This window comes from Streptosporangium canum (assembly GCF_900113865.1).
GTDB classification, from domain to species: domain Bacteria; phylum Actinomycetota; class Actinomycetes; order Streptosporangiales; family Streptosporangiaceae; genus Streptosporangium; species Streptosporangium canum.
Window position 1 is genome coordinate 1 of sequence record NZ_FOQY01000012.1, and the last position, 22,601, is coordinate 22,601.

Here is a 22,601-nt window from a genome sequence, read left to right on the forward strand (position 1 = left end):
AGTGTTACGGCGGTTATGGCGAAGGGGAAACACCCGGTTACATTCCGAACCCGGAAGTTAAGCTCTTCAGCGCCGATGGTACTGCACCGGGGACGGTGTGGGAGAGTAGGTCGCCGCCGGACAATCTTTTTAGGAAAGGCCACCCTTCGGGGTGGCCTTTTCTGCTTTCCGGACCCTTTTTGCCACTGCCGCCCCCTCCCCCTGCACCCTGCCCCCTCCTCGGGCACTCTCAGCTCCCGGACCTGCTCTCTGGGCTCCCGCCTCCCGGACCTGCCCGTTGACCGGATCCGCCCTTGGGTCGGTTCCAAACCCTTAGTGCGGCTCCGAGGAGGCCGACCCTCTTCCGGCAAGAGAACGCCTTGAAGAACTCCTTTCCGACCAACGCCTGTAATGCCTGTCCGGCAAAAGCACGCCTCCCGACAGAACACTCTCAGACAGAGAACGCCCTGACTCCCACGGGAGTCAGGGCGTTCTCTGCCGGAGCGGTGAAGATCGAGGATCAGGGCGTGATGAACAGACTGTCGCCCACGGTCCGCTCGCTGCCGTCGGAGGGCCGGTTGATCACCTTGTGGCCGACGACCATCGCGGTCGAGCCGCCACCGTCGAAGTTGATGGCCTGCTTGGCACCCAGCCAGCGCATCAGCTGAGCCGCCTCCACCATGGAGGCTCCCACGGAGACACCCGGGTTACGGCCGTCCACCGTCGCCAGGATCAGGCCCCCGGACCTCGTGACGCCGACCATCGTGCGCGGGTGGCGGCGGAGCATCATGACGACCGATGCGTGCCCGTCGGCCTTGGCGCTGATCCGCACCCGGCCGTTCCTGACGAGCCCGACACCGCCGCCCATGATGTACGTCTCGGGGGTGAGCGGCACGGCTCGGTCCGTCCGCAGGTCGATGACCTTGGTGTCCAGCTTCATGACGGAGGTCTCCTGGGCGTGGTCCAGGAGCCAGGTCGCCATGACGCCGGTGCCGTGCAGCACGTAGGTGCCGCGTGAGACGACGCCGCCGGCCGCACGGGCCTTGACGATCCTCCCCTGAGCGTCGACCACGATCTCGGCACCGCCGTCGGCTGCCGTCTTGGTGCCGAACTCCTCGGTGTAGAGTACGAGTTCGTCCGCGCCGGCGGCCCGGTTGACGCCCTTGATCTCGGTCTTCGCCCCGTCTGCGGGGATCGCGGTGATCACCGTCTTCAGCTCGGTGATCCGGACCTTGCGGCCGCTGATGACCAGGCCGCTGCGGCCCGCCACCGCCTCGCTGAGAAGCCTGCCGCCCACCACCGAGATGCCCATCGGGTCGCCCTGGAGCGCCTTGGGTGTGTGGATGTTGAAGAAACCGCCGTTGACGCCGGCGATGGCCTTGGTCAGCTTGGACATCGAAGTGGTGGTCTCGCGCTTGGCGACGCTGGTCCCGACGCTGGTCTTGTAGGACCCTCGGAAGGCCCGAGGGTCCACCATCACCACGCGCATGTCCCAGGGGCCGGTGGTCTCCAGGCCGTCGTCACCGAGGTAGTCGGTCTTGGCCCGGATGTCGAACTCCTTGAGCTCCTTGACCACCTTGTCGGCCTTGGCGCGCTCCTTGAACGTCCACAGGCCGACGCGGACGAGGTAGCGCTCCACGGCCGGGGCGTCCGCGGCGGCGGGCTGCACGATCTTCTGCACGCTGGGGGTGAATCCCGCCGCCGTGACCTCCTCCGCCTTCGCCTGGGCGGTGGTCAGCTTGCCGTCGTCGTGCCCGTTGGGCATCAGCACCGTCACGGTCCACCCCTGGGTGGACGTGCCGTACATCACGCTGAAAAGATCGACCCCGGGGGCCACGCTGCGCTGGTTCTTGATCGGTGCCCCGCTCTGGCCGAGCGGGAACGCCGAGGTGGGAAAGGTCGCGTTCGCCCGGTCGGCCTGTGCGGGAATCGCCGTGATGGTAAGTGCTATGGCTGAAAGCCCGACGATGATACGTCGCGACATGTATGTCTCTCTCTCCCCGTTGGTGACCATACTTCGGTGCACCATCGTGCCGAGATCTTCCTGCCGAGGGGAGCGAAACACGCCAAACATCCCAAGAAAGTGTTGTCGCCCGGACGCCGTCATATGCGGAACGACGGAATTCGAGTAGCCCGGAACTGCCTCCATCGGGTCAACCGTGCTGGTCAATACGGATTAGTCAGCATCGTTTCCCTGCGGTGCCGCCCAGGTGGCGCTACGGTTCATTAGGCCGCATTCCCGCAGTTCAAGCGGCACATCTTTCCGAGAGGCAGCCGTCATGGGGCTGAACATTCTCATTGTGATCATCGCAAGCGTGGTGCTCGGGTTCATCCTTGGCGTGATCATGGTGCGACCGCGCCGCTGGGATCTCTACGTCTGCGCGGACGACACCGCTCACGTCGACCTCCCGTCCGATCGAGACGGGTAGGCGGGCGCACTCAGACGGGCGCAAGCCGTACGGAATCTGGGTCCGGTACGGCTTGCGCCGCAACTCTCGTCAGGACATGCAGTGATACACCTTGCGCAGGGTCTCGTGGACGATCCAGGTGGTCCTGGTGCCCTCGGCGAGCAGGCAGACCGATCCCGGGACGAGTTCGACGGTGGCGCCGCCGTCGACCTCCACGGTGGCCCGGCCGGACAGGACCACGAAGATCTCGTCGGATTCGACGTCGATCACCGTGCCCGGCGTGATCTCCCAGATGCCCCGGCTCTGCGAGCCGTCTGGGGAGGACCAGAGCTCGGCCGAGGAGATCTGCGGCGAGCCGGCGAGGATCTGGGCGGGGTCCAGCTCGTCGGGTGACAGCCGTACGTCGCCGGTGGGGACGGCGAAGATCCCGGCGGCGGTGACCATGCGGGCCAGATCGGCGGTCTCGGGGACGAGGATGTCGGGCATGGGGGCCTTTCAGGTGCGGGGGTTGTCTCTCCGGAAGGACTCCAGCGCCAGGAGGGCGACGTGGAGGGAGAGGCAGGACTCGACATCGTCCAGGTCGGTGTCGAGGATGCGTTCCAGCCTGCGGAGCCGGTCGTAGAAGGCCGGCCGCGACAGGTGGGCCTTCTGGGCGGCCACCGCCTTGTTGCGGCCGGAGTCCAGGTAGACCCGGAGGATCCTGGTCAGGTCGCCGCCGCGCTGGGCGTCGTGGGCCAGCAGGGGGCCGAGCTCGCGTTCGGCGAAGGTCTGCAGGCGGGCGTCGTCTCTCAGCAGGTGGAGCAGGCCGCGCAGGCGCAGGTCGGGAAGGCGGTAGAAGGCCCGGCCGTCGGGCTGCCTGACGGCCACGTCCGCGACTTGCTCGGCCTCCAGGAAGCTCCGCCGTACGTCACGCAGGGATTCGACCACCGATCCGGCGGCGAGGACGAACGGGGTGGCGAAGGCCCCCCGCAGGCGGTCGGCGAGCGCGGTCAGCGCGGGTTCGGCGAAGGTGCGCGGGGGCAGCGGCAGCAGGACGCCGACGCGGCTCTGGTCCAGGGCGCCGACCAGGGCGGGGAGGCGGGCGTCGCGGCAGGCGGCGGCGGCCGCGTCGGCCAGCTCGCCGAGCCTGGCGAGCTGCTCCTGGCCGTCCAGCAGGTTCTCCGGCTGCTCGGCCACGCGGAGCACCACGCTGATCAGCTTGCGGCCGGTCAGCGGCACCCCGACCGCCCGGGCGCGGGCCGCGGCCTCCTCGGGGTCGGCGTAGGCGTGGGTCAGGATGCCGGTGATGATGGTGCCGTGGGCCTGGCGTTCCAGTGACTCCTGGTGGCGCTCCAGCAGGCGGCCGAGGGCGAGGGTGGTCGCGGCGCGTTCGGCGAGCACGATGTCGCGTGGGCCGGGTGCGCCGTCGCAGAGCAGGATCAACCTGCCCCAGTCCTGGCCTCGCGCGCCGACCATGGTGACCAGCCAGCCGGAGGCCGAGTCGTAGGCGGTCCGCTCCTCCGGCGCCACGGCGCGGGAGCGGGTCTCCCAGCTCGCCAGCAGCGTCCCGGTGTCGCGGCCGGCCGTCTCGCAGGCCAGCACCTGGTGGGCGAGGTTCTCCAGCAGCACCGGTCGCCCCGACAGCCTCGCGACCTGGCTGAGCACTTCGGCGGGGGAGGCGCCCTCGACCGACAGTTCGGTGAAGACCTCGTGGAGTTGCTCGGAGGCGCGCAGCTCCTCCAGCTGGATGTCGATGATCCTGGCGTGCACCGACTCGGTGATCTGCACGAAGGGGGTCTCGCGGGCCAGCGTGATCAGCGGGAGGCCGTGCTCCTCGGCGGCGTTGATCACGCATCGGGGCAGCTCCCTGATGAACTTGCGGCCCAGCTCCACGATCAGCCCGGACGCGCCCACGGCGGCCAGCTCCGTGACGTAGTCGGCCAGCTTCTCGGGGGCGTCGGGGAGCGCGATGCCGGTGGTGAGCACCAGCTCTCCACCGCGCAGCAGGTGGGCGATGTCGGTGACCTCGCCGACGTGGACCCAGCGCACCCGGGTGTCCAGCCGGTCGGCTCCCGCGACGACTCGGGGGTTGCCTCGGCGGACGGTGTCCAGGGCGAGGACGTCGGCGATGGTAGGGAGCACACACTGAGAGTATCCGATCAGACTGTAAGTGTGAACGGTGGTCGCTTTACACTTTGTCCTATCGGTCCGGCGTCTGCCGTCTTTGCTGACGGCGATTCTCCCTTTCCGTCTCTGATTAACACCATCAAAGCTGGTATGGCAGTGTTGAGATAAGGGGAGGGAGGAGGGGATGAGGATGCCCCGTCCGGTTACCAAGGGTCTGGTCCTCGCAGCCGTCTCAGCGATCTGTTCCGGCTTCTCCGGACCTCTGGCCAAGTCGCTCATCGACGCGGGACCGCCGCCCCTGCAGGCGATGTGGACGAGACTCGCCGGGACGGCGCTCGTGCTGAACTCCGCCGAGGCCGTTCCCGTGCCGCGCTTGACTTCGCCGGTGCCGTTCCCGCGCCGTTCCGGGCCCACCCGCATCGGTGCAGGTCATGTCCTGCCTCCGTTGACTTAGGATTACTTGACCTTTTCATGGCCGAGAGGCACGGGTGAAAATGATTGAGACTTCTGGCGCGGCGGGGCGGGGTTCCGCGGCGACCGCATCCGGTGTGGAGGAACTGGATCTCCGTCAGCTTCTGGCCGGGCTCACGGCCGTGCGTGACGGCGACTTCGGCACGCGCCTGCCCGACGACGGCGACGGGCTGCTCAAGGAGATCGCCACCGTGTTCAACGGCATGGTGGACCAGCTCTCCCTGTTCACCTCCGAGGTGACGCGGGTGGCCCGTGAGGTGGGCACCGAGGGGCAGCTGGGCGGCCAGGCGGACGTGCCCGGCGTCTCCGGCACGTGGAAGGACCTGACGGACTCGGTCAACGCCATGGCGGGCAACCTCACCGACCAGGTCCGCGACATCGCCCAGGTCGCGACCGCGGTGGCGACCGGCGACCTGTCGCAGAAGATCACCGTGGACGTCCGTGGTGAGATCCTGGAGCTGAAGAACACCCTCAACACGATGGTCGACCAGCTGTCGTCCTTCGCCGACGAGGTGACGCGGGTGGCCCGTGAGGTGGGCACCGACGGCCGGCTGGGCGGCCAGGCCGAGGTGACCGGGGTCGCCGGCACCTGGCGCGACCTCACCGACTCGGTGAACTTCATGGCGGGCAACCTCACCGACCAGGTCCGCAGCATCGCGCAGGTCACCACGGCGGTGGCCAAGGGCGACCTGTCGCAGAAGATCACCGTGGACGCGCGCGGGGAGATCCTGGAGCTGAAGAACACCATCAACACGATGGTGGACCAGCTGTCGTCCTTCGCCGACGAGGTCACCCGGGTGGCCCGTGAGGTGGGCACCGACGGCCGGCTGGGCGGCCAGGCCGACGTCAAGGGCGTCTCCGGCACCTGGCGCGACCTCACCGACTCGGTGAACTACATGGCGGGCAACCTCACCGACCAGGTACGGAACATCTCGCAGGTGGCCACGGCGGTCGCCCGCGGCGACCTGTCGCAGAAGATCACAGTCTCGGCCCGCGGGGAGATCCTGGAGCTGAAGAACACCCTCAACACGATGGTCGACCAGCTGTCGTCCTTCGCCGACGAGGTCACCCGGGTGGCCCGTGAGGTGGGCACCGACGGCCGGCTGGGCGGCCAGGCCGACGTCAAGGGCGTCTCCGGCACCTGGAAGGCGCTCACCGAGTCGGTGAACGTGATGGCCGACAACCTCACGGCGCAGGTCCGCAGCATCGCGCAGGTCACCACGGCGGTGGCCAAGGGCGACCTGTCGCAGAAGATCAGAGTGGACGCGCGCGGGGAGATCATGGAGCTGAAGGAGACCATCAACACGATGGTCGACCAGCTCTCGGCCTTCGCCGACGAGGTCACCCGGGTCGCCCGTGAGGTCGGCACCGAGGGCAACCTCGGCGGCCAGGCCACCGTCCGCGGGGTGTCCGGCACGTGGAAGGACCTCACCGACAACGTCAACTCGATGGCCAACAACCTGACCAGCCAGGTGCGTTCCATCGCGCAGGTCACCACCGCGGTGGCCAAGGGCGACCTGTCGCAGAAGATCACTGTCGAGGCCAAGGGCGAGGTCGCCGCGCTCGCGCAGACCATCAACACCATGGTCGACACGCTGAGCGCGTTCGCCGACGAGGTCACCCGGGTCGCCCGCGAGGTCGGCACCGAGGGCCAGCTGGGCGGTCAGGCCCGCGTGCCCAACGTGGCCGGCACGTGGAAGGACCTCACCGACAACGTCAACTCGATGGCCAACAACCTGACCAACCAGGTCCGCAACATCGCGCAGGTCACCACCGCGGTCGCCCAGGGCGACCTGACCAAGAAGATCGACGTGGACGCCCGTGGTGAGATCCTGGAGCTGAAGACCACCATCAACACGATGGTCGACCAGCTGTCGTCCTTCGCCGCCGAGGTCACCCGGGTCGCCCGCGAGGTGGGCAGCGAGGGGCGGCTGGGCGGCCAGGCCGAGGTCGAGGGGGTCTCCGGGACCTGGAAGCGGCTGACGGAGAACGTCAACGAGCTGGCCGGCAACCTGACGCGCCAGGTGCGTGCGATCGCCGAGGTGACCAGCGCCGTGACCTCGGGCGACCTCACCCGGTCGATCACCGTCGACGCCTCCGGCGAGGTCGCCGAGCTCAAGGACAACATCAACTCCATGGTGCAGTCCCTGCGTGAGACCACCCTGGCCAACCAGGAGCAGGACTGGCTCAAGTCCAACCTGGCCCGCATCTCCGGCCTGATGCAGGGGCACCGCGACCTCGCCGTCGTGGCCGAGCTGGTGATGAACGAGCTGGCCCCGCTGGTCTCGGCCCAGTACGGAACGTTCCTGCTCGCGGAGGAGATCTCGGACGGCGCGGAGCTGCGGGTGGTCGGCGGCTACGGCCACCGGGAGACCGGCCGGTGCTACGGATTCGGCGACTCGCTCGTGGGGCAGGCCGCGCTGGCCAAGCGCCCCATCCTGGTCGAGGACATCGCCGCCGGATACCTCACCATCTCCTCCAGCCTGGGGGCGGCCGGTCCGGTCAATCTCATCGTGCTGCCGATCATCGTCGAGGACCAGGTGCTCGGCGTGATCGAGCTGGCCAGCCTCAACCGCTTCACCCAGGTGCACCGGGCCTTCCTGGAGCAACTGGTGGAGACCATCGGCGTCAACGTCAACACGATCGTCGCCAACGCCCGGACCGACTCCCTCCTCACGGAGTCGCAGCGGCTCGCGATCGAGCTGCAGGTCGGTCAGGAGGAGCTGCAGCGCTCCAACGCCGAGCTTGAGGAGAAGGCGGAGCTGCTGGCACGGCAGAACCGCGACATCGAGACGAAGAACAGCGAGATCGAGCAGGCACGGCAGGAGCTGGAGGACCGGGCCAAGCAGCTCGCGCTGGCCTCCAAGTACAAGAGCGAGTTCCTGGCCAACATGAGCCACGAGCTGCGCACCCCGCTCAACTCGCTGCTGATCCTCGCCCAGCTGCTGGCCCAGAACCCGGCCCGCAACCTCACCGCCAAGCAGGTGGAGTACGCCAACGTCATCCACTCGGCCGGCACCGACCTGCTCCAGCTGATCAACGACATCCTCGATCTGTCCAAGATCGAGGCGGGCAAGATGAACATCAGCCTTGAGTCCCTGCCCCTGCGGCAGCTCCTCGACTACGTCGAGGCGACCTTCCGCCCGCTGACCACGGAGAAGGGGCTGCGCTTCGACGTCACCGTGGCCCCCGACGTCCCCGGCGAACTGCTCATGGACGAGCAGCGGCTACGCCAGGTGCTGCGGAACCTGCTGTCCAACGCGGTGAAGTTCACCGAGACGGGTTCGGTCCAGCTCCGCATCGAGCGGGCCGGGAAGATGGACCTGCTGGGGATTCCCGGGCAGGAGACCCTCGCCTTCCACGTCGTGGACACCGGCATCGGCATCGCCAAGGAGAACCTCTCCCAGATCTTCGACGCCTTCCAGCAGGCCGACGGCACCACCAGCCGCAAGTACGGCGGCACCGGGCTGGGCCTGTCCATCAGCCGGGAGATAGCCGCGCTGTTCAACGGTGAGATCCGGGCGGTCAGCGCTCTGGGCGAGGGCAGCACCTTCAGCCTCTGCCTGCCGATCGCGGGCGTCACCCCGAGCGCCGCGGTCACGGCGGACGTCGGCTCCGGAGCCGGCGGATCCGCCGTGCCCGCCTCCGTGCGGCCGGCCGGCACGGCGGCCGAGCGGGCCGGCAGGGAGGGCCGTCGCCTGCTCGTCGTGGAGTCGCGGCCCAACGGGCTGCTCTCCCAGCTCGCCGAGAGCGTCGTCGCCGACCTGACCGGGACGCACGGGCCGGTCTGGGTCTCCACCGCCAACGATCCGGTGACCGCCCTGGAGAGCCTGAACAGGGACGACTACCACTGCGTCGTGCTCGATCTGGGCATGGGGCATGACGGGGCGGCTGAGTTCCTCCGCGGGTTCGACGACGATCCGGTCCTGCGCGAGCTCCCCGTTCTCGCCCATCACACCCGTACGCTCACCCGGCCGCAGGAGAACCTGCTCAAGGGCCGCTCCAACACCCAGCCCCTGGAACTCCTGCCCAGCCTCGACGAGCTGCGCGAACGCATCACCCTGCACCTGTCGGCCCAGGAGCCCGGCCACGTGCTGCCGCTGGTCCAGCCCAGTCCCGACGAACGGCCACAGGCGCTGAACGAGGCCGACACCATGCTGGTGAACCGCAAGGTCCTGGTGGTCGACGACGACGTCCGCAACGTGTTCGCGCTGACCAACATCCTCGAACTCCACGGCATGCAGGTGCTCTACGCGGAGAACGGCCGCAAGGGCATCGAGGTGCTGTCACGCAACGAGGACGTCGACCTGGTCCTGATGGACATCATGATGCCGGAGATGGACGGCTACGCCGCCACCGCCGCCATCCGCAAGATGCCGCGCTTCACCAACCTGCCGATCATCGCGGTGACCGCCAAGGCCATGCAGGGCGACCGTGACAAGACCCTGGCCGCGGGAGCCAGTGACTACGTCACCAAACCGGTCGACGCGCAGGAGCTGCTCTCCCGCATCCAGCAGTGGATGGGACTGTGAACCGACCCCGCCGCGCGTGAACGGGCGTCCGGCGGCCGTCCCGCCGTCCCGCCGGGCGGGACGGCGGGCGGTCCCGGACATCCTTCCCGCCGGGAAGGAGGACGGGGCCGTGCCGGTGTCCTCATCTGGGGCCTAACGCCCCAGACGGGCCTGCAGGCCGTCGAGGATGCAGGTCAGGCCGAAGTCGAAGTTGAGCTTGCGGGCGATGTCCGGGTCCATGCCGTCGTACTCCGCGTAGCGTTCCGCCAGCTCGGGATGGTCGGCGGCGGCCCGGTCCACCACCGACTTCACCCCGGCCATCAGCCCTTCGTCGTTCAGCTCGGCGCCGGCCATGGCGGCGCGCCAGGCGATCTCGGGCGTGGTCGCGCCCAGCACGTAGGCCATCAGCGTGGACGAGGCGTAGTCCAGTGCCATGCCCTCGAACCCCGCCAGCGAGAACGTCCTCAGCAGCCGGGCCGACAGCTCCATCGCGTTGGGGCCGATGGACGGCCGGGTGCCGATCAGCGCGGCCGACCAGGGATGGTCGAAGAGCGCCGCGCGCAGGCCGTAGGCGAACACCGAGGCCGCGTCCCGCCAGCCGGTGACGTCGGGCGCGGGCAGGGCGACCTTGCTGAAGACCTCGTCCATGACCAGTTCGAGCAGCTCGTCCTTGTTGGCCACGTGCCAGTAGATGCTGGTCGCGCCGGAACCGAGCCTGGCGCCCAGGCGGCGCATGCTCAGCGCGTCGAGGCCTTCGGCGTCGAGCAGCTCCATGGCCGCGCGCACGATCTGGTCGCGGCTGAGCGTCGTGCTCTTGGCAGGGCGGCTCTCGCGGGTCCAGACCGAGCTGAAGTGCTGTTTCACCCTACAAGCATAAATCCATTCGCACGCTGTTCGAGTCTGTCGTACGCTGTGCGAGTGACATCGAACACTGTACGGGCCGAGCCCGACCCCCGGCGTTGGTGGATCTTGGGCGTGCTCTGCCTGAGCCTGCTGGTCCTCGTGGTGGACAACACCGTGCTGAACCTGGCCATCCCGGCCTTGATGACGGACCTGGGCGCCAGCCCCTCCGACATCCAGTGGATCATCGACGCCTACATCCTGGTCTTCGCCGGTCTGCTGCTCACCTCGGGCAGCCTGTCCGACCGCTACGGACGCAAGCGTTTCCTGATCATCGGCCTCGTCCTCTTCGGCGGGGCCTCGCTGATCGCGCTGCTGGTCACCGAGCCCTGGCAGCTCATCGCCGCACGCGCGCTGATGGGCGTCGGCGGCTCCATCCTGATGCCGAGCACCCTGTCGATCCTGATCACCGTCTTCGACGACAGCGAGCGTCGCAAGGCCATCGCCGCCTGGAGCGCGGTGGCCATGGTCGGTGTGATCGCCGGCCCCACGCTGGGCGGCTTCCTGCTGGAGCACTACTGGTGGGGCTCGATCTTCCTGCTCAACGTGCCGATCACGCTCGTCGCCATCCTCGCGGCCGTGCTGCTGATGCCCGAGACGCGCGGTCCGGCCCGCAGACTCGACCCGGTCGGCGTGCTGCTGTCCACCGTCGGCATGAGCGCCCTGGTCTTCATGGTCATCTCGGCGCCCGGTAAGGGCTGGACCTCACCCCAGGTGCTGGTGGCCGCCGTGCTGGCCGTCCTGGCGCTGGGCGGGTTCGTGCTGTGGGAGCGGCGGGCCGAGCAGCCGATGCTGCCGCTCGAACTGTTCCGCGACCGCAACTTCAGCGGCTCGTCGTTCTCGATCGTGCTGATGTCGTTCGGCACCGGTGCGCTGCTGCTGATGCTCACCCAGTATCTGCAGTTCGTGCTGGGCTACGGTCCCATGCGGGCCGGTATCGCGCTGCTGCCGTACGCCGTGGCCGCCGCGCTCTTCAACGGCGTCGGCGCGGGCCTCGGGCAGAAGGTCAGCAACCGCACGCTGGTGGCGCTGGGGCTGGGCGTGATGGCCCTCGGCTTCGGCGTGCTCGCCTTCATGACCGCCGACACCGGGTACGGCGTGATGATCGCGGGTCTGATGCTCATGGGCGTCGGCGGCGGTCTCGCGGGTCCCGCGGCCTACGCGACCCTGATGGGCGCGGTGCCGCCCGAGCACGCCGGTGTGGGATCGGCGCTCAACGACACCGTCCAGCAGGTGGGGATGGCGCTCAGCGTGGCCGTGCTCGGCAGCGTGCTGGCCGGGGTCTACACCTCGTCGATGCCCGCCGTGGCCCCGGCCGCCGCGCGGGACTCGATCGGCGGCGCGATCCTGCTCGGCGACCCGGGACTGATCCGGACCGCCCGGGACGCGTTCGTCTCGGCCATGTCGTTCGGCTCCTGGGTGGGCGTCGGCTTCACCCTCGCGGCCGCCGCTCTGGCGTTCGCGGTGCTGCGCCCGGCCCCCGCGGCCCCGGCCTCGGAGCCGGACCTGGTGGAGACGGGGAGCTGAGAGGTCCGCCAGGCTGTCGAGCCTGCGCGTCCACGCGTCGGTGGCCGATCCCGCGGAGCGGGTCGGCCACCGACGCGGTTGTAGCCGGTCCTGCGGTCGCAGAGTAGGTAACCGGCATGGCCACGCCGTCGTCTGTGGCGGAGCCGGACCTTCGACGCCTCCAGTGATCTTCTGGGGGCCGGAGGGAGTGCCCGGCGGAAAGGCTCGCAAAAATTCATGCATTTCAGATTGCTTTAGTGGGAAATCTGGGTGACGATGAATCCGTGAGCCGCTCGGCTCGACCCCGAAGCCCGGGCGGGGAACCTGGGGGGTGCTCCGCCCGATGTCCTGTACGGCTTGCGCCGCCCGTCGCAGGGCGCAAGCCGTACAGGACCCCCGGCCCGTGAAGGCGGCTCGTGGAGGCGGCCCCGGACGGTCGCGCCGGCCGTGTCGCGCGGATCCGGGGAGGCGGGGAAGGCGTCCCGGGCGTGGCCGGTGGGCCGCGCGGATCCGAAGATTACAGTGTGACGGCTTGAGTGGATATCTACCGACACATTGACGGTAGGAGTGGTCGTCCCGAGCGGCGATACTCGATACATGTCGGACCTTCTCGCACGCCACCGGGCGGTAATGCCCAACTGGCTGGCCCTCTATTACAACGAGCCCATCGAGATCGTCGGCGGCAAGGGCAACCGGGTCGTCGACGCGTCGGGGAAGAGCTATCTGGACTTCTTCGCGGGCATCCTGACCAACATGATCGGGTACGACGTGCCCGAGGTGCGCGAGGCCGTCGAGCGCCAGCTCGCCACCGGGGTCGTCCACACCTCCACGGTCTACCTGCTCCGCGGCCAGGTCGAGCTCGCCGAGAAGATCGCCAAGCTGTCCGGAATCAAGGACGCGAAGGTCTTCTTCACCAACTCCGGCACCGAGGCCAACGAGACCGCGCTGCTGCTGGCGACCTACGCGCGCAAGTCCGACCAGGTGCTCGCCATGCGGCAGAGCTACCACGGCCGCTCCTTCGGCACGGTCGGCGTGACCGGCAACCGGGCCTGGAGGAACAACTCGCTGTCGCCGCTGAACGTGCACTTCCTGCACGGCGCCGACCGTCACCTCACCCAGTTCCGCGGGCTGTCGGACGCCGACTACATCAAGGCCTGCGTCGACGACCTGCGCCACGTGCTCGCCACATCCGTCGGCGGTGACGTGGCCGCGCTGATCGCCGAGCCGATCCAGGGCGTGGGCGGGTTCACCATGGCCCCCGACGGGCTGTTCGCCGCCTACAAGGAGGTCCTGGACGAGCAGGGCATCCTGTTCGTCTCCGACGAGGTGCAGACCGGCTGGGGCCGTACCGGCTCGGCGTTCTTCGGCATCCAGAACCACGGCGTCACGCCGGACATGATGACCTTCGCCAAGGGGCTGGGCAACGGCTTCGCGGTCGGCGGCGTCGTGGCCCGCGGCGACCTGATGGACAACCTGCACGCGGTCGGCCTCGCGACCTTCGGCGGCAACCCGATCTCGATGGCCGCCGCCAACGCGACGCTGGACTACGTCCTCGACCACGACCTGCAGGCGAACGCCGCCCGGACCGGCACCCTGATCATCGACGGGCTCCGCGAGGCCGCGCCGCGCCTGCCGATCGTCGGCGACGTCCGCGGGAAGGGCCTGATGTTCGCCGTCGAGCTCGTCGACCCGGCGACCGGCGAGCCCTCCCCGGCGCTCGCGGCCCGCTTCATGGAGGAGACCAGGAAGGCCGGCCTGCTCGCGGGCAAGGGCGGACTGTACGGCAACGTGCTCCGCATGGCCCCGCCGCTCACCCTGACACCGGACGAGGCCGCCGAGGGCCTTGGGATCATCGTCAACGCACTCGAAGTCGTCAACGCCGAGGTGGTCCCGTCGTGAAGAACATCACCCACTGGATCAACGGCGCTCCCGCCGAGGGCGCCGGCCGCGTGTCCGAGATCTTCAATCCGGCGACGGGCGAGGTCAGCGGGCAGGTCCAGCTGGCGTCGGTGGCCGAGGTCGACGCGGCCGTGGCCGCCGCCGTGGCGGCCTTCCCGGCCTGGCGGGACGCCTCGCTGGTCAAGCGGGCACGGGTGCTGTTCCGCTTCCGCGAGCTGATGTACGCCAACCAGGACGAGATCGCCCGGCTCATCTCCGCCGAGCACGGCAAGGTCCACTCCGACGCGCTGGGCGAGGTGGCCCGCGGCCTGGAGGTCGTGGAGTTCGCCTGCGGCATCCCGCACCTGCTCAAGGGCGGCTTCTCCGAGGGCGTCTCCACCCGGGTCGACTCCTTCTCGATCCGCCAGCCGCTGGGCGTCGTCGCCGGCATCACCCCGTTCAACTTCCCGGCCATGGTGCCGATGTGGATGTTCCCGATCGCGATCGCCGCGGGCAACGCCTTCATCCTCAAGCCGTCCGAGAAGGACCCGTCGGCCTCGCTGCTGATGGCCTCGCTCTGGAAGGAGGCAGGGCTGCCGGACGGCGTCTTCAACGTCGTCCAGGGCGACAAGGTGGCGGTGGACCGGCTGCTGGAGCACCCGGACGTGCGCGCCGTCTCCTTCGTCGGGTCCACGCCCATCGCCAAGTACGTCTACGAGACCGGCACCTCCCACGGCAAGCGGGTCCAGGCGCTGGGCGGCGCCAAGAACCACATGCTCGTGCTCCCCGACGCCGACCTCGACCTCGTCGCCGACGCCGCGGTGTCGGCGGGCTTCGGTTCGGCGGGGGAGCGCTGCATGGCGATCTCCGTCGTGCTGGCGGTGGACCCGGTCGGCGACGAGCTGGTCGACAAGATCGTCTCCCGTGTCTCCGCGCTGACCATCGGCCCCGGCGACGATCCCGCCTCCGAGATGGGCCCCCTGGTCACCGAGGTCCACCGCGACAAGGTCGCCTCCTATCTCGACCTGGGCGTCTCCGAGGGCGCCAAGCTCGTCGTGGACGGCCGCCGGACCCCGGTCCTCGGCGGCGCCGCCGCGGACGAGACGCCGGGCTTCTGGCTCGGTCCCACGGTCCTCGACCACGTCCCGGCGGAATCCCGGGTCCACCGGGAGGAGATCTTCGGCCCGGTCCTGGCGATCGTGCGCGTGTCCTCCTACGAGGAGGGGGTGGAGCTGATCAACGGCGGCGAGTTCGGCAACGGCACCGCGGTCTTCACCAACGACGGCGGCGCCGCCCGGCGCTTCCAGAACGAGGTGGAGGTCGGCATGATCGGCATCAACGTGCCGATCCCGGTGCCGATGGCCTTCTACAGTTTCGGCGGCTGGAAGGCCTCGCTGTTCGGCGACACCCACGTCCACGGGACCGAGGGCGTGCACTTCTACACCCGGGGCAAGGTCGTCACGTCGCGCTGGCTCGACCCGAGCCACGGCGGCGTCAACCTGGGGTTCCCGACCAACAGGTAGTCTCGGCGCGGCGGAGCCCGGGGAGAGAGGTCACTCCCCGGGCTCCGCCGTGTCATCGCAGGTCACCATGGTCGTTCCGGGGGCGGGAAAGATCCGTGCGAGCTGCCGGCCGGGGAGTGGGCCGATAGGCTCCGGTCAGGTCGGCAGCGGCATCGTGGGAGGACTTCGTGGCCAGGGACAGGCTCCGCCGTACGCGTCTCGGAGTGCTGGCGGGGGCGGGCGGGCTGGCACTCGCCGTCGCCGTCCCGGCGGGGATCGCGAGCGCCGCCCCGCCGACGGGGAGCCCGTCGGCCCCGGCCGCCGCCCGCCCGGTGGCCGCCGCGGCCACGGTCCCCACCGCCGCGCCCACCCGGGGCTCCGGTGCGAGCCCCAGCCCGAAGCCCTCGGCGTCCATCGGCAAGGGCGAGGGCACGCTCCGGGTGCTCACGTTCCAGGGCCACGTCGAGTACGGCGGGACCAGCTCCAGGGCCAACTGGGTCTCCTCCTTCGAGGAGGACACGGGGTGCCGGGTCGTGAAGCTCGACCGGGTCAGGTCGGGCGAGGAGATGGCCGCCAAGCTCCTCGGCAACTCCTACGACGTCATCTCGCCCCCGCCGGACCTGGCCGGACTGCTGATCGCGGAGCGCAGGGTCGCGCCGGTCGAGACCGCTCTGATCGAGGCCTACAAGCACATCCCCAAGCGGCTGCGCGAGCTGCCCGCCCTGCGGCGGGAGGGCAAGGTCTACGGCATCCCGTATCTCTGGGCGGTCAACCAGGTCATCTACGAGCTGGGCAGGCCGCAGGGGCCGGAGGCCCTCTACACGACCTCCCCCGTGGCGATCAGGGACAGCCCGCTGAGCATCGCCGACGCCGCGCTGGCTCTCGCGCGGACCGGCGCCGGGCCGGAGGTCAAGGACCCGTTCCAGCTCACCGCCGCCCAGCTCGACGCGGCTGTGAAGCTGCTCGCCGAGCGGGACGGTCCCGACCGGGTCTACTGGAAGGACTCCACCGATGTGATCCGGGCCCTCGCGGCGGGCTCGGTGCGGCTCGCCCAGGCCCTGCCGTACCACCGGGATCTCTTCCGGCGCGCGGGCCGGCCGATGAAGGCGCTGGACGGGGCGCCGATGACCGGGTGGGTCGACTCGTGGATGCTCGCGGCCAAGCCCGCCAGCCCGAACTGCGCCTACAAGTGGCTGAACTGGACCAGCTCGGCGGAGGCGCAGCGCTCGGCCGCCGCCTGGACGGGGCTCGCCCCGGCCAACCCCGAGGCGTGCACGGGGCGTGCCCGGCGCATGTGCGAGATCTACCGCGTCCGCGACGACGCCTGGCTCCGGCGTGTCTTCTTCGCCGCCCGCCCGACAAGGGATTGCGGCGGCCAGGGCGGGGAATGCACCGACTACACCGACTGGACGCAACGCTGGAAGAACCTTGTGAAGTGAGCGGGGGTTGCGTGGTCCGAGCTTGACGCGAGCCGCGGGCACGTCCATCCCCCCGCTGGGCGTGACCCGCCAGGGGCGCTCCGGGCGCTCCCCCGACCCCGGAGCGCCCCGTCTTCTCCGCAGGCATGCCCGTCCTTGCCTTGATTCACCACGATTTCCATCGTGATCTTCAGTATCAGCAATGGATTCAGTGGTTAAATCATGTCTTCGCTATCGACTGGTTGACCAGTCAGCGACTAGGCTCCTGTCATGAGAATCCTTCTTGTGGGAGCGGGCGGGGTCGGCTCCGCTGTGGTTCCGATCGCCGCGCGCCGAGATTTCTTCGAACACATCGTGGTGGCGGACTCCAGACAGAGCCGCGCCGCCGACGCCGTGGCCAAGATCGGTGATCCGCGCTTCAGCGCCATCGGGCTGGACGCCTCCGACCAGGCGGCGGTCGAGGCCGCCCTGGCCGAGCACCGCTGTGACGTCCTCTTCAACGCCGTGGACCCCCGTTTCACCATGTCCCTTTTCCGGGCGGCGCTCAACGCCGGGGCGCACTACCTCGACATGGCGATGTCGTTGTCGCGGCCCCACCCCCGCAGGCCGTACGAGCTGACCGGCGTGAAGCTGGGCGACGAGCAGTTCGCGCTCGGCGACGCCTGGCGCGACAGGGGCCGGCTGGCGCTGGTCGGCATGGGGGTGGAGCCCGGACTCGCCGACGTGTTCGCGCGCTACGCGGCCGAGCACCTCTTCGAGAGCATCGAGGAGATCGGCATCCGCGACGGGTCGAACCTGGTGGTCGAGGGCTACGACTTCGCGCCGACCTTCTCGGTCTGGACGACCATCGAGGAGTGCCTCAACCCGCCGGTGATCTGGGAGAACGGCGCCTGGCACACCACCGAGCCCTTCAGCGAGCCGGAGGTCTTCGACTTCCCCGAGGGGATCGGCCCGGTCGAGTGCGTGAACGTCGAGCACGAGGAGGTGCTGCTCGTCCCGCGCTGGATCGACACCAAGCGGGTGACGTTCAAGTACGGCCTCGGCGAGGAGTTCATCGACGTCCTCAAGACCCTGCACAAGCTCGGCCTGGACAACGCGGGCAAGATCCGGGTCGGCGGCGTCGAGGCCTCGCCCCGTGACGTCGTCGCGGCCAGCCTGCCCGATCCGGCCACGCTCGGCGACCGGATGCGCGGCAAGACCTGCGCGGGCACCTGGGTGAAGGGTGTCGGCAAGGACGGCGAGCCGCGCGAGGTCTACCTCTACCACGTGGTCGACAACGAGTGGTCGATGCGCGAGTACGGTTGCCAGGCGGTGGTCTGGCAGACCGCCGTGCACCCGGTGGTCGCCCTGGAGCTGCTGGCCACCGGCGGCTGGTCGGGCACCGGGGTGCTGGGGCCCGAGGCGTTCGACGCGGTGCCGTTCCTGGATCTGCTCAACGCCTACGGCTCGCCGTGGGGCATGCGCGACCAGGCCGGCCAGGTCCTGCAGTCCGCCTGATCCGGCTCCAGGCGCGCCCGGCTCCCGCCTGAGGCCGCACCCCGCCCGCCTGGCCCGGCTCGCTCCGGGTCCGGTTCCCGGCGTCCGGTCCCCGAGTCCGTACGCCGCCCGCGACGGCCGCCGTCGCGGCTGACGCCACCCTCCGCGGGGCGGCGGCCATGATCACCTGGCCGCCGCCCCGCGGCGTGTCAGGCCAGGTCTGTGACGTCTCTCACCCGGTGCCGGCGGGACTGTACAGCTTGTGTCCCGGCATTGTTGCAGGATCCGGACACCATGACTCCTGATCGTTATGCCAGGTGGTCGGCATGCTCCCCTTCGACAGGTATCGTTTCGCTCATCCCAGACTAAAAAAGTCAAAGCGGGATTAAACGTGCGCTAACGGGGATATGCGACATCCGCTCACGTGGATGGCCAACGCCACCCCTCGCGCTCTCGGGCGACACACGAGGGGAGGACGATGGGCGCCTACATGCTGAAGCGGTTGATCAGCAATGTCCTGCTCGTGGCGATCGCCGCGAGCATGGCGTACTTTCTCGCCGCGACCAGCCTCAACCCCAGGGCCAAATACGAAGGCCGCCAACCGCCGGTGGCGGAGGCGGTCGTCGACGGGGTGCTGGACGACTACAACCTCAACGACAAGACGCCGGTCTTCGAGCGTTACGTCACCTGGGTCTCCGGGGTCGTCACGGGCGACCTGGGCAAGACCTGGGAGGGCAAGGAGGTCAACGGCGAGATGGGCCGGCGCATCGGCGTCAGCCTGCGCCTGCTGCTCATCGGCACGATCGTCGGCTCGGGCATCGGTGTGGCCGTCGGGGCCTACGCCGCGGTCAGGCAGTACACGATCAGCGACCGGGTGATCGGCGTGACCTCCTTCGTCATCATGGCGATCCCGGTCTTCGTGATCGCGACGATGCTCACCATCGGGGCGGTCGGGCTCAACAACGCCCTGGGCTTCACACTCCTGGAGTACACCGGCGAGTACACCCCCGGGCTGAGCGGCGGCTGGGAGCAGTTCACCAGCCGGCTCAATCACCTGATCCTGCCGACGATCTCGCTCTGCCTCGGGCAGATCGCCTTCTACAGCCGGATCCAGCGCAACATGATGCTGGACGTGCTGGGCCAGGACTTCGTCCGCACCGCCAGGGCCAAGGGCCTCAGCCGCAGGAAGGCGCTGTTCAAGCACGCGCTGCGGACCGCGCTGATCCCGGCCGCGACCTACTTCGCCTTCGCCTTCGGCACGCTGCTGACCGGCGCGATCTTCACCGAGAAGATCTTCGGCTGGCACGGCATGGGGGCCTGGCTGGTGGACTCGATCCAGCAGAACGACACCAACGCGGTCGCCGCGGTGAGTCTGTTCGCCGCCGTCTGCGTCCTGGTCGCGGGCCTGCTGTCGGACCTCGCCGTGGCCGCTCTCGACCCCCGGGTCCGGGTGAACTAGATGCGCTCGAAAGTCGTCCTCGCCCGCCTGGCACGCAACCCGCAGGCCCGCTACGGACTCGTCGCCCTCCTGCTGCTCCTGCTGCTCGCCTACGTCGGCCCCTTCGTCGGCGCCCACACCTGGACCGACAAGGACTTCCTGGCCTTCCTGGAGCCGCCCTCGGCCGAGCACTGGTGGGGCACCACCCAGATCGGCCAGGACGTCTACGCGGTGACCCTGCGCGGCATGCAGAAGTCGATCGTCATCGGCTTCCTCGTCGCCCTCTTCTCCACCGGCCTCGCCGCCCTGGTCGGCGCCGCCGCCGGCTACTTCGGCGGGTGGGTGGACAGGGCCCTGATGTGGGGGGCCGACCTGCTGCTCGTGCTGCCCAGCTTCCTGATCATCGCCATCCTCTCGCCGAACCTCAAGGGCGGCTCGTGGCTCTGGTTCGTGGTCCTGCTCGCGGCCTTCTCCTGGATGATCACCTCCAGGGTGGTGCGGAGCATGACGCTCTCCCTGCGGGAGCGGGAGTACATCCTGGCCGCCCGATACATGGGCATCCCCGGCTGGAGGATCATCCTCCGCCACGTCGTGCCGAACCTCTCCTCCCTGCTGATCATCGACGCCACGCTCAACGTCAGCGCGGCGATCATCGGCGAGGCGTCCCTGTCGTTCTTCGGCTTCGGCGTCCAGCCTCCCGACGTCTCGCTCGGCACGCTGATCGCGGCGGGTAGCGGGCAGGTCACCGGCTACCCCTGGCTGTTCCTGTTCCCGGCCGGCCTGCTCGTGCTCCTCGTGCTCAGCGTCAACCTCGTCGGCGACGGCCTGCGCGACGCGCTCGACCCGGGGAGCAACCAGTGAACGAGCGAAGTGAGACGACCCGCGGCCACGGCACGCGGGGCAGGTTCGACGGGCCATCAGGCGAGGGGAACATGCCCATCCTCGAGGTGAACGACCTCAACGTCACCTTCCGCGGCGGCATCAAGGCCGTCCGGGGGGTGAGCTACCAGCTCGGTCAGGGCGAGGTCCTCGGCATCGTCGGCGAGTCCGGCTCCGGCAAGTCGGTGACCTCGCTGGCGGTGATGGGCCTGCTCCCGCCCGGCGCCGAGGTCAGCGGCTCGGTCAAGCTGCACGGCAGGGAACTGCTCGACATGCCGGAGGACGAGCTCATCGGGCTCCGCGGCAAGACCATCGGAATGATCTTCCAGGACCCGCTGTCGGCCTTCACCCCCGTCTACACCATCGGCGACCAGATCGCCGAGGCCGTGCGGATCCACCAGAAGATCGGCAAGGACAAGGCGGCCAAGCGGGCGGTCGAGCTGCTGGACCTGGTCGGCATCCCGCACCCGGACGTGCGGGCCAAGGCGTTCCCGCACGAGTTCTCCGGCGGCATGCGGCAGCGCGCCATGATCGCCATGGCCATCGCCAACGACCCCGACGTGCTGATCTGCGACGAGCCGACCACCGCGCTCGACGTCACCATCCAGGCCCAGGTCCTGGAGGTGCTCAAGACCGCGCAGCGGGAGACCGGCGCCGGCATCGTGATGATCACGCATGACCTCGGGGTCGTCGCCGGCATCGCCGACCGGGTGCTGGTCATGTACGCCGGCAAGCCGGTCGAGCTCGGCACCGTGGACGAGATCTACTACCGTCCGCGCCAGCCGTACACGATGGGCCTGCTCGCCTCGATCCCGCGCATGGACCGCCCGACCGCCCGGCTCATCCCCATCGACGGCAACCCGCCCTCACCCGCGGCGCTGCCGCCGGGCTGCCCGTTCGCGCCCCGCTGCCCGATGAGGGTCAGCGCCTGCGACGAGGCGGAGCCCGACCTGGAGCGGATCGGACCCGGCACCCGGATGTCGGCCTGCATCCGCTCGCACGAGATCGAGCTCAAGGGCCTCGACGGCGCCACGATCTACCCGGTGCCCGAGGCGCCCGCCGAGACGGCCGAACCCCGGCCGCGCGCCGAGCGCGACACCGTGCTCAGCGTCGAGAACATGATCCGGCACTACCCGCTCATGAAGGGCGCGGTGTTCAAGCGCCGGGTCGGCACCGTGCACGCGGTGGACGGCATCAGCTTCGACGTCGCCGAGGGCGAGACGCTCGCCCTGGTCGGCGAGTCGGGCTGCGGCAAGACCACCACCCTCCAGCAGATCATGCAGTTGGAGGCGCCCCAGGGCGGCACCGTCGTCGTGCTCGGCAAGGACAGCGCCACGCTGGCCAGAGCCGACCGCAAGGCGCTCCGCCGGGACCTGCAGATCGTCTTCCAGGACCCGATGGCCGCGCTCGACCCGCGCATGCCGGTCGGCGACATCCTCGCCGAGCCGCTCCGCGCGCACGGCCACAAGGACATCGGCGCCCGGATCGCCGAGCTGCTCAGCCTGGTGGGCCTGGACCCGAGCCACGCCCAGCGCTACCCGCAGCACTTCTCCGGCGGCCAGCGCCAGCGCATCGGCATCGCCCGCGCACTGGCCCTGGAGCCCCGGCTGATCGTGCTCGACGAGCCGGTGTCGGCACTCGACGTGTCCATCCAGGCGGGTGTGATCAACCTGCTGGAGGACCTGAAGGTCAGGCTCGGCCTGTCCTACCTGTTCGTCGCGCACGACCTGTCGGTGGTCCGGCACCTCGCGGACCGGATCGCCGTCATGTATCTCGGCAGGATCGCCGAGATCGGCACGGTCGACGAGGTGTACGGCAGGCCCGCCCACCCCTACACGCGGGCGCTGCTGTCGGCGATCCCGCTGCCCGACCCCGATCTGGAGCGCTCACGCGAGCGGATCCTGCTCGAAGGCGACCTGCCCAGCCCGGCCGACCCCCCGTCGGGCTGCCGCTTCCGCACCCGCTGTCCCAAGCGCGCCCTGCTGGGTGCGGAGGAGGCACGCAGGTGCGCCGAGGAAGAGCCCTCTGTTGTACGGCTCGCGCCCGTCGTCGATCACGGCGCCGCCTGCCACTACCCCGAAGAGGCCGAGGTCGTCGTGACCTCGCGTCACTGACGACCCCTGTTGGAG

At 69.5% G+C, this 22,601-nt stretch carries 14 protein-coding genes and 1 rRNA gene; 11 read left to right on the forward strand and 4 right to left on the reverse strand.

Annotated features, from left to right (window positions below; genetic code table 11):
- The first annotated feature begins 5 nt into the window (after window positions 1-5).
- Window positions 6-122: ribosomal RNA gene (rrf, locus tag BM085_RS18945) — 5S ribosomal RNA — on the forward strand.
- Window positions 123-499: 377 nt separating this feature from the next.
- On the opposite strand, the gene BM085_RS18950 is transcribed toward rrf, so the two are convergent.
- Window positions 500-1,963, reverse strand: coding sequence for a phosphodiester glycosidase family protein (locus tag BM085_RS18950; protein ID WP_093888473.1), 1,464 nt, complete (start codon window positions 1,961-1,963; stop codon window positions 500-502).
- 316 nt (window positions 1,964-2,279) lie between these two features.
- On the opposite strand from BM085_RS18950, the gene BM085_RS46835 reads away from it, so the two are divergent.
- Window positions 2,280-2,408 (forward strand): hypothetical protein, encoded by a 129-nt coding sequence (locus BM085_RS46835; RefSeq protein ID WP_278248990.1) that lies wholly within the window; start codon window positions 2,280-2,282, stop codon window positions 2,406-2,408.
- A 69-nt stretch (window positions 2,409-2,477) separates the two neighbouring features.
- Here the strand turns inward: BM085_RS46835 and BM085_RS18955 are convergent, their stop codons facing one another.
- Together BM085_RS18955 and BM085_RS18960 are read right to left on the reverse strand one after the other, a co-directional pair.
- Complete coding sequence (locus BM085_RS18955) at window positions 2,478-2,873, reverse strand: cupin domain-containing protein (RefSeq protein ID WP_197048632.1); 396 nt, start codon at window positions 2,871-2,873, stop codon at window positions 2,478-2,480.
- 9 nt (window positions 2,874-2,882) lie between these two features.
- Entirely contained in the window at window positions 2,883-4,508 is a 1,626-nt protein-coding gene (locus BM085_RS18960) for a PucR family transcriptional regulator (protein WP_093888293.1), read from the reverse strand.
- A 533-nt stretch (window positions 4,509-5,041) separates the two neighbouring features.
- Between BM085_RS18960 and BM085_RS18970 the strand changes: the two genes are divergently transcribed.
- Window positions 5,042-9,496, forward strand: coding sequence for a hybrid sensor histidine kinase/response regulator (locus BM085_RS18970; protein ID WP_425443268.1), 4,455 nt, complete (start codon window positions 5,042-5,044; stop codon window positions 9,494-9,496).
- Between the two features lie 132 nt (window positions 9,497-9,628).
- Here the strand turns inward: BM085_RS18970 and BM085_RS18975 are convergent, their stop codons facing one another.
- The gene (locus BM085_RS18975; protein WP_093888295.1) at window positions 9,629-10,339 is read right to left on the reverse strand and encodes a TetR/AcrR family transcriptional regulator C-terminal domain-containing protein; all 711 of its coding nucleotides are present in this window, start codon (window positions 10,337-10,339) and stop codon (window positions 9,629-9,631) included.
- A gap of 54 nt (window positions 10,340-10,393) precedes the next feature.
- Between BM085_RS18975 and BM085_RS18980 the strand changes: the two genes are divergently transcribed.
- From BM085_RS18980 to BM085_RS19015, 8 genes are all read left to right on the forward strand, one after another.
- Complete coding sequence (locus tag BM085_RS18980; protein ID WP_093888296.1) at window positions 10,394-11,902, forward strand: MFS transporter; 1,509 nt, start codon at window positions 10,394-10,396, stop codon at window positions 11,900-11,902.
- A 576-nt stretch (window positions 11,903-12,478) separates the two neighbouring features.
- Window positions 12,479-13,780 carry an aspartate aminotransferase family protein gene (locus tag BM085_RS18985; RefSeq protein WP_093888297.1) on the forward strand — a complete coding sequence of 434 codons (1,302 nt, stop codon included), beginning with the start codon at window positions 12,479-12,481 and terminating at the stop codon, window positions 13,778-13,780.
- Window positions 13,777-15,282: a CoA-acylating methylmalonate-semialdehyde dehydrogenase gene (locus tag BM085_RS18990; protein ID WP_093888298.1), complete on the forward strand. Its 1,506-nt coding sequence runs from the start codon at window positions 13,777-13,779 to the stop codon at window positions 15,280-15,282. The genes BM085_RS18985 and BM085_RS18990 overlap by 4 nt, the downstream gene beginning before the upstream one ends.
- Window positions 15,283-15,449: 167 nt before the next feature.
- The gene (locus BM085_RS18995; RefSeq protein WP_143120984.1) at window positions 15,450-16,700 is read left to right on the forward strand and encodes a type 2 periplasmic-binding domain-containing protein; all 1,251 of its coding nucleotides are present in this window, start codon (window positions 15,450-15,452) and stop codon (window positions 16,698-16,700) included.
- A gap of 249 nt (window positions 16,701-16,949) precedes the next feature.
- On the forward strand, window positions 16,950-18,176 hold the full coding sequence (locus BM085_RS19000) for a saccharopine dehydrogenase family protein (RefSeq protein ID WP_093888300.1): 1,227 nt from the start codon (window positions 16,950-16,952) through the stop codon (window positions 18,174-18,176).
- A gap of 457 nt (window positions 18,177-18,633) precedes the next feature.
- Entirely contained in the window at window positions 18,634-19,614 is a 981-nt protein-coding gene (locus tag BM085_RS19005) for an ABC transporter permease (RefSeq protein WP_093888301.1), read from the forward strand.
- A complete protein-coding gene (locus tag BM085_RS19010; RefSeq protein WP_093888302.1) occupies window positions 19,615-20,454 on the forward strand; it encodes an ABC transporter permease in 840 nt (279 codons plus the stop codon).
- Between the two features lie 71 nt (window positions 20,455-20,525).
- Window positions 20,526-22,586: an ABC transporter ATP-binding protein gene (locus BM085_RS19015; protein ID WP_093888475.1), complete on the forward strand. Its 2,061-nt coding sequence runs from the start codon at window positions 20,526-20,528 to the stop codon at window positions 22,584-22,586.
- Window positions 22,587-22,601: the final 15 nt, after the last annotated feature.

Excerpts from the sequence above, each read along its gene's own strand:
- BM085_RS18950 (WP_093888473.1), bottom strand. The coding sequence starts at position 1,963 with ATGTCGCGACGTATCATCGTCGGGCTTTCAGCCATAGCACTTACCATC.
- BM085_RS18955 (WP_197048632.1), bottom strand. The coding sequence starts at position 2,873 with ATGCCCGACATCCTCGTCCCCGAGACCGCCGATCTGGCCCGCATGGTC.
- BM085_RS18985 (WP_093888297.1), top strand. The coding sequence starts at position 12,479 with ATGTCGGACCTTCTCGCACGCCACCGGGCGGTAATGCCCAACTGGCTG.
- BM085_RS19000 (WP_093888300.1), top strand. The coding sequence starts at position 16,950 with ATGAGAATCCTTCTTGTGGGAGCGGGCGGGGTCGGCTCCGCTGTGGTT.
- BM085_RS19005 (WP_093888301.1), top strand. The coding sequence starts at position 18,634 with ATGGGCGCCTACATGCTGAAGCGGTTGATCAGCAATGTCCTGCTCGTG.
- BM085_RS19010 (WP_093888302.1), top strand. The coding sequence starts at position 19,615 with ATGCGCTCGAAAGTCGTCCTCGCCCGCCTGGCACGCAACCCGCAGGCC.
- BM085_RS19015 (WP_093888475.1), top strand. The coding sequence starts at position 20,526 with ATGCCCATCCTCGAGGTGAACGACCTCAACGTCACCTTCCGCGGCGGC.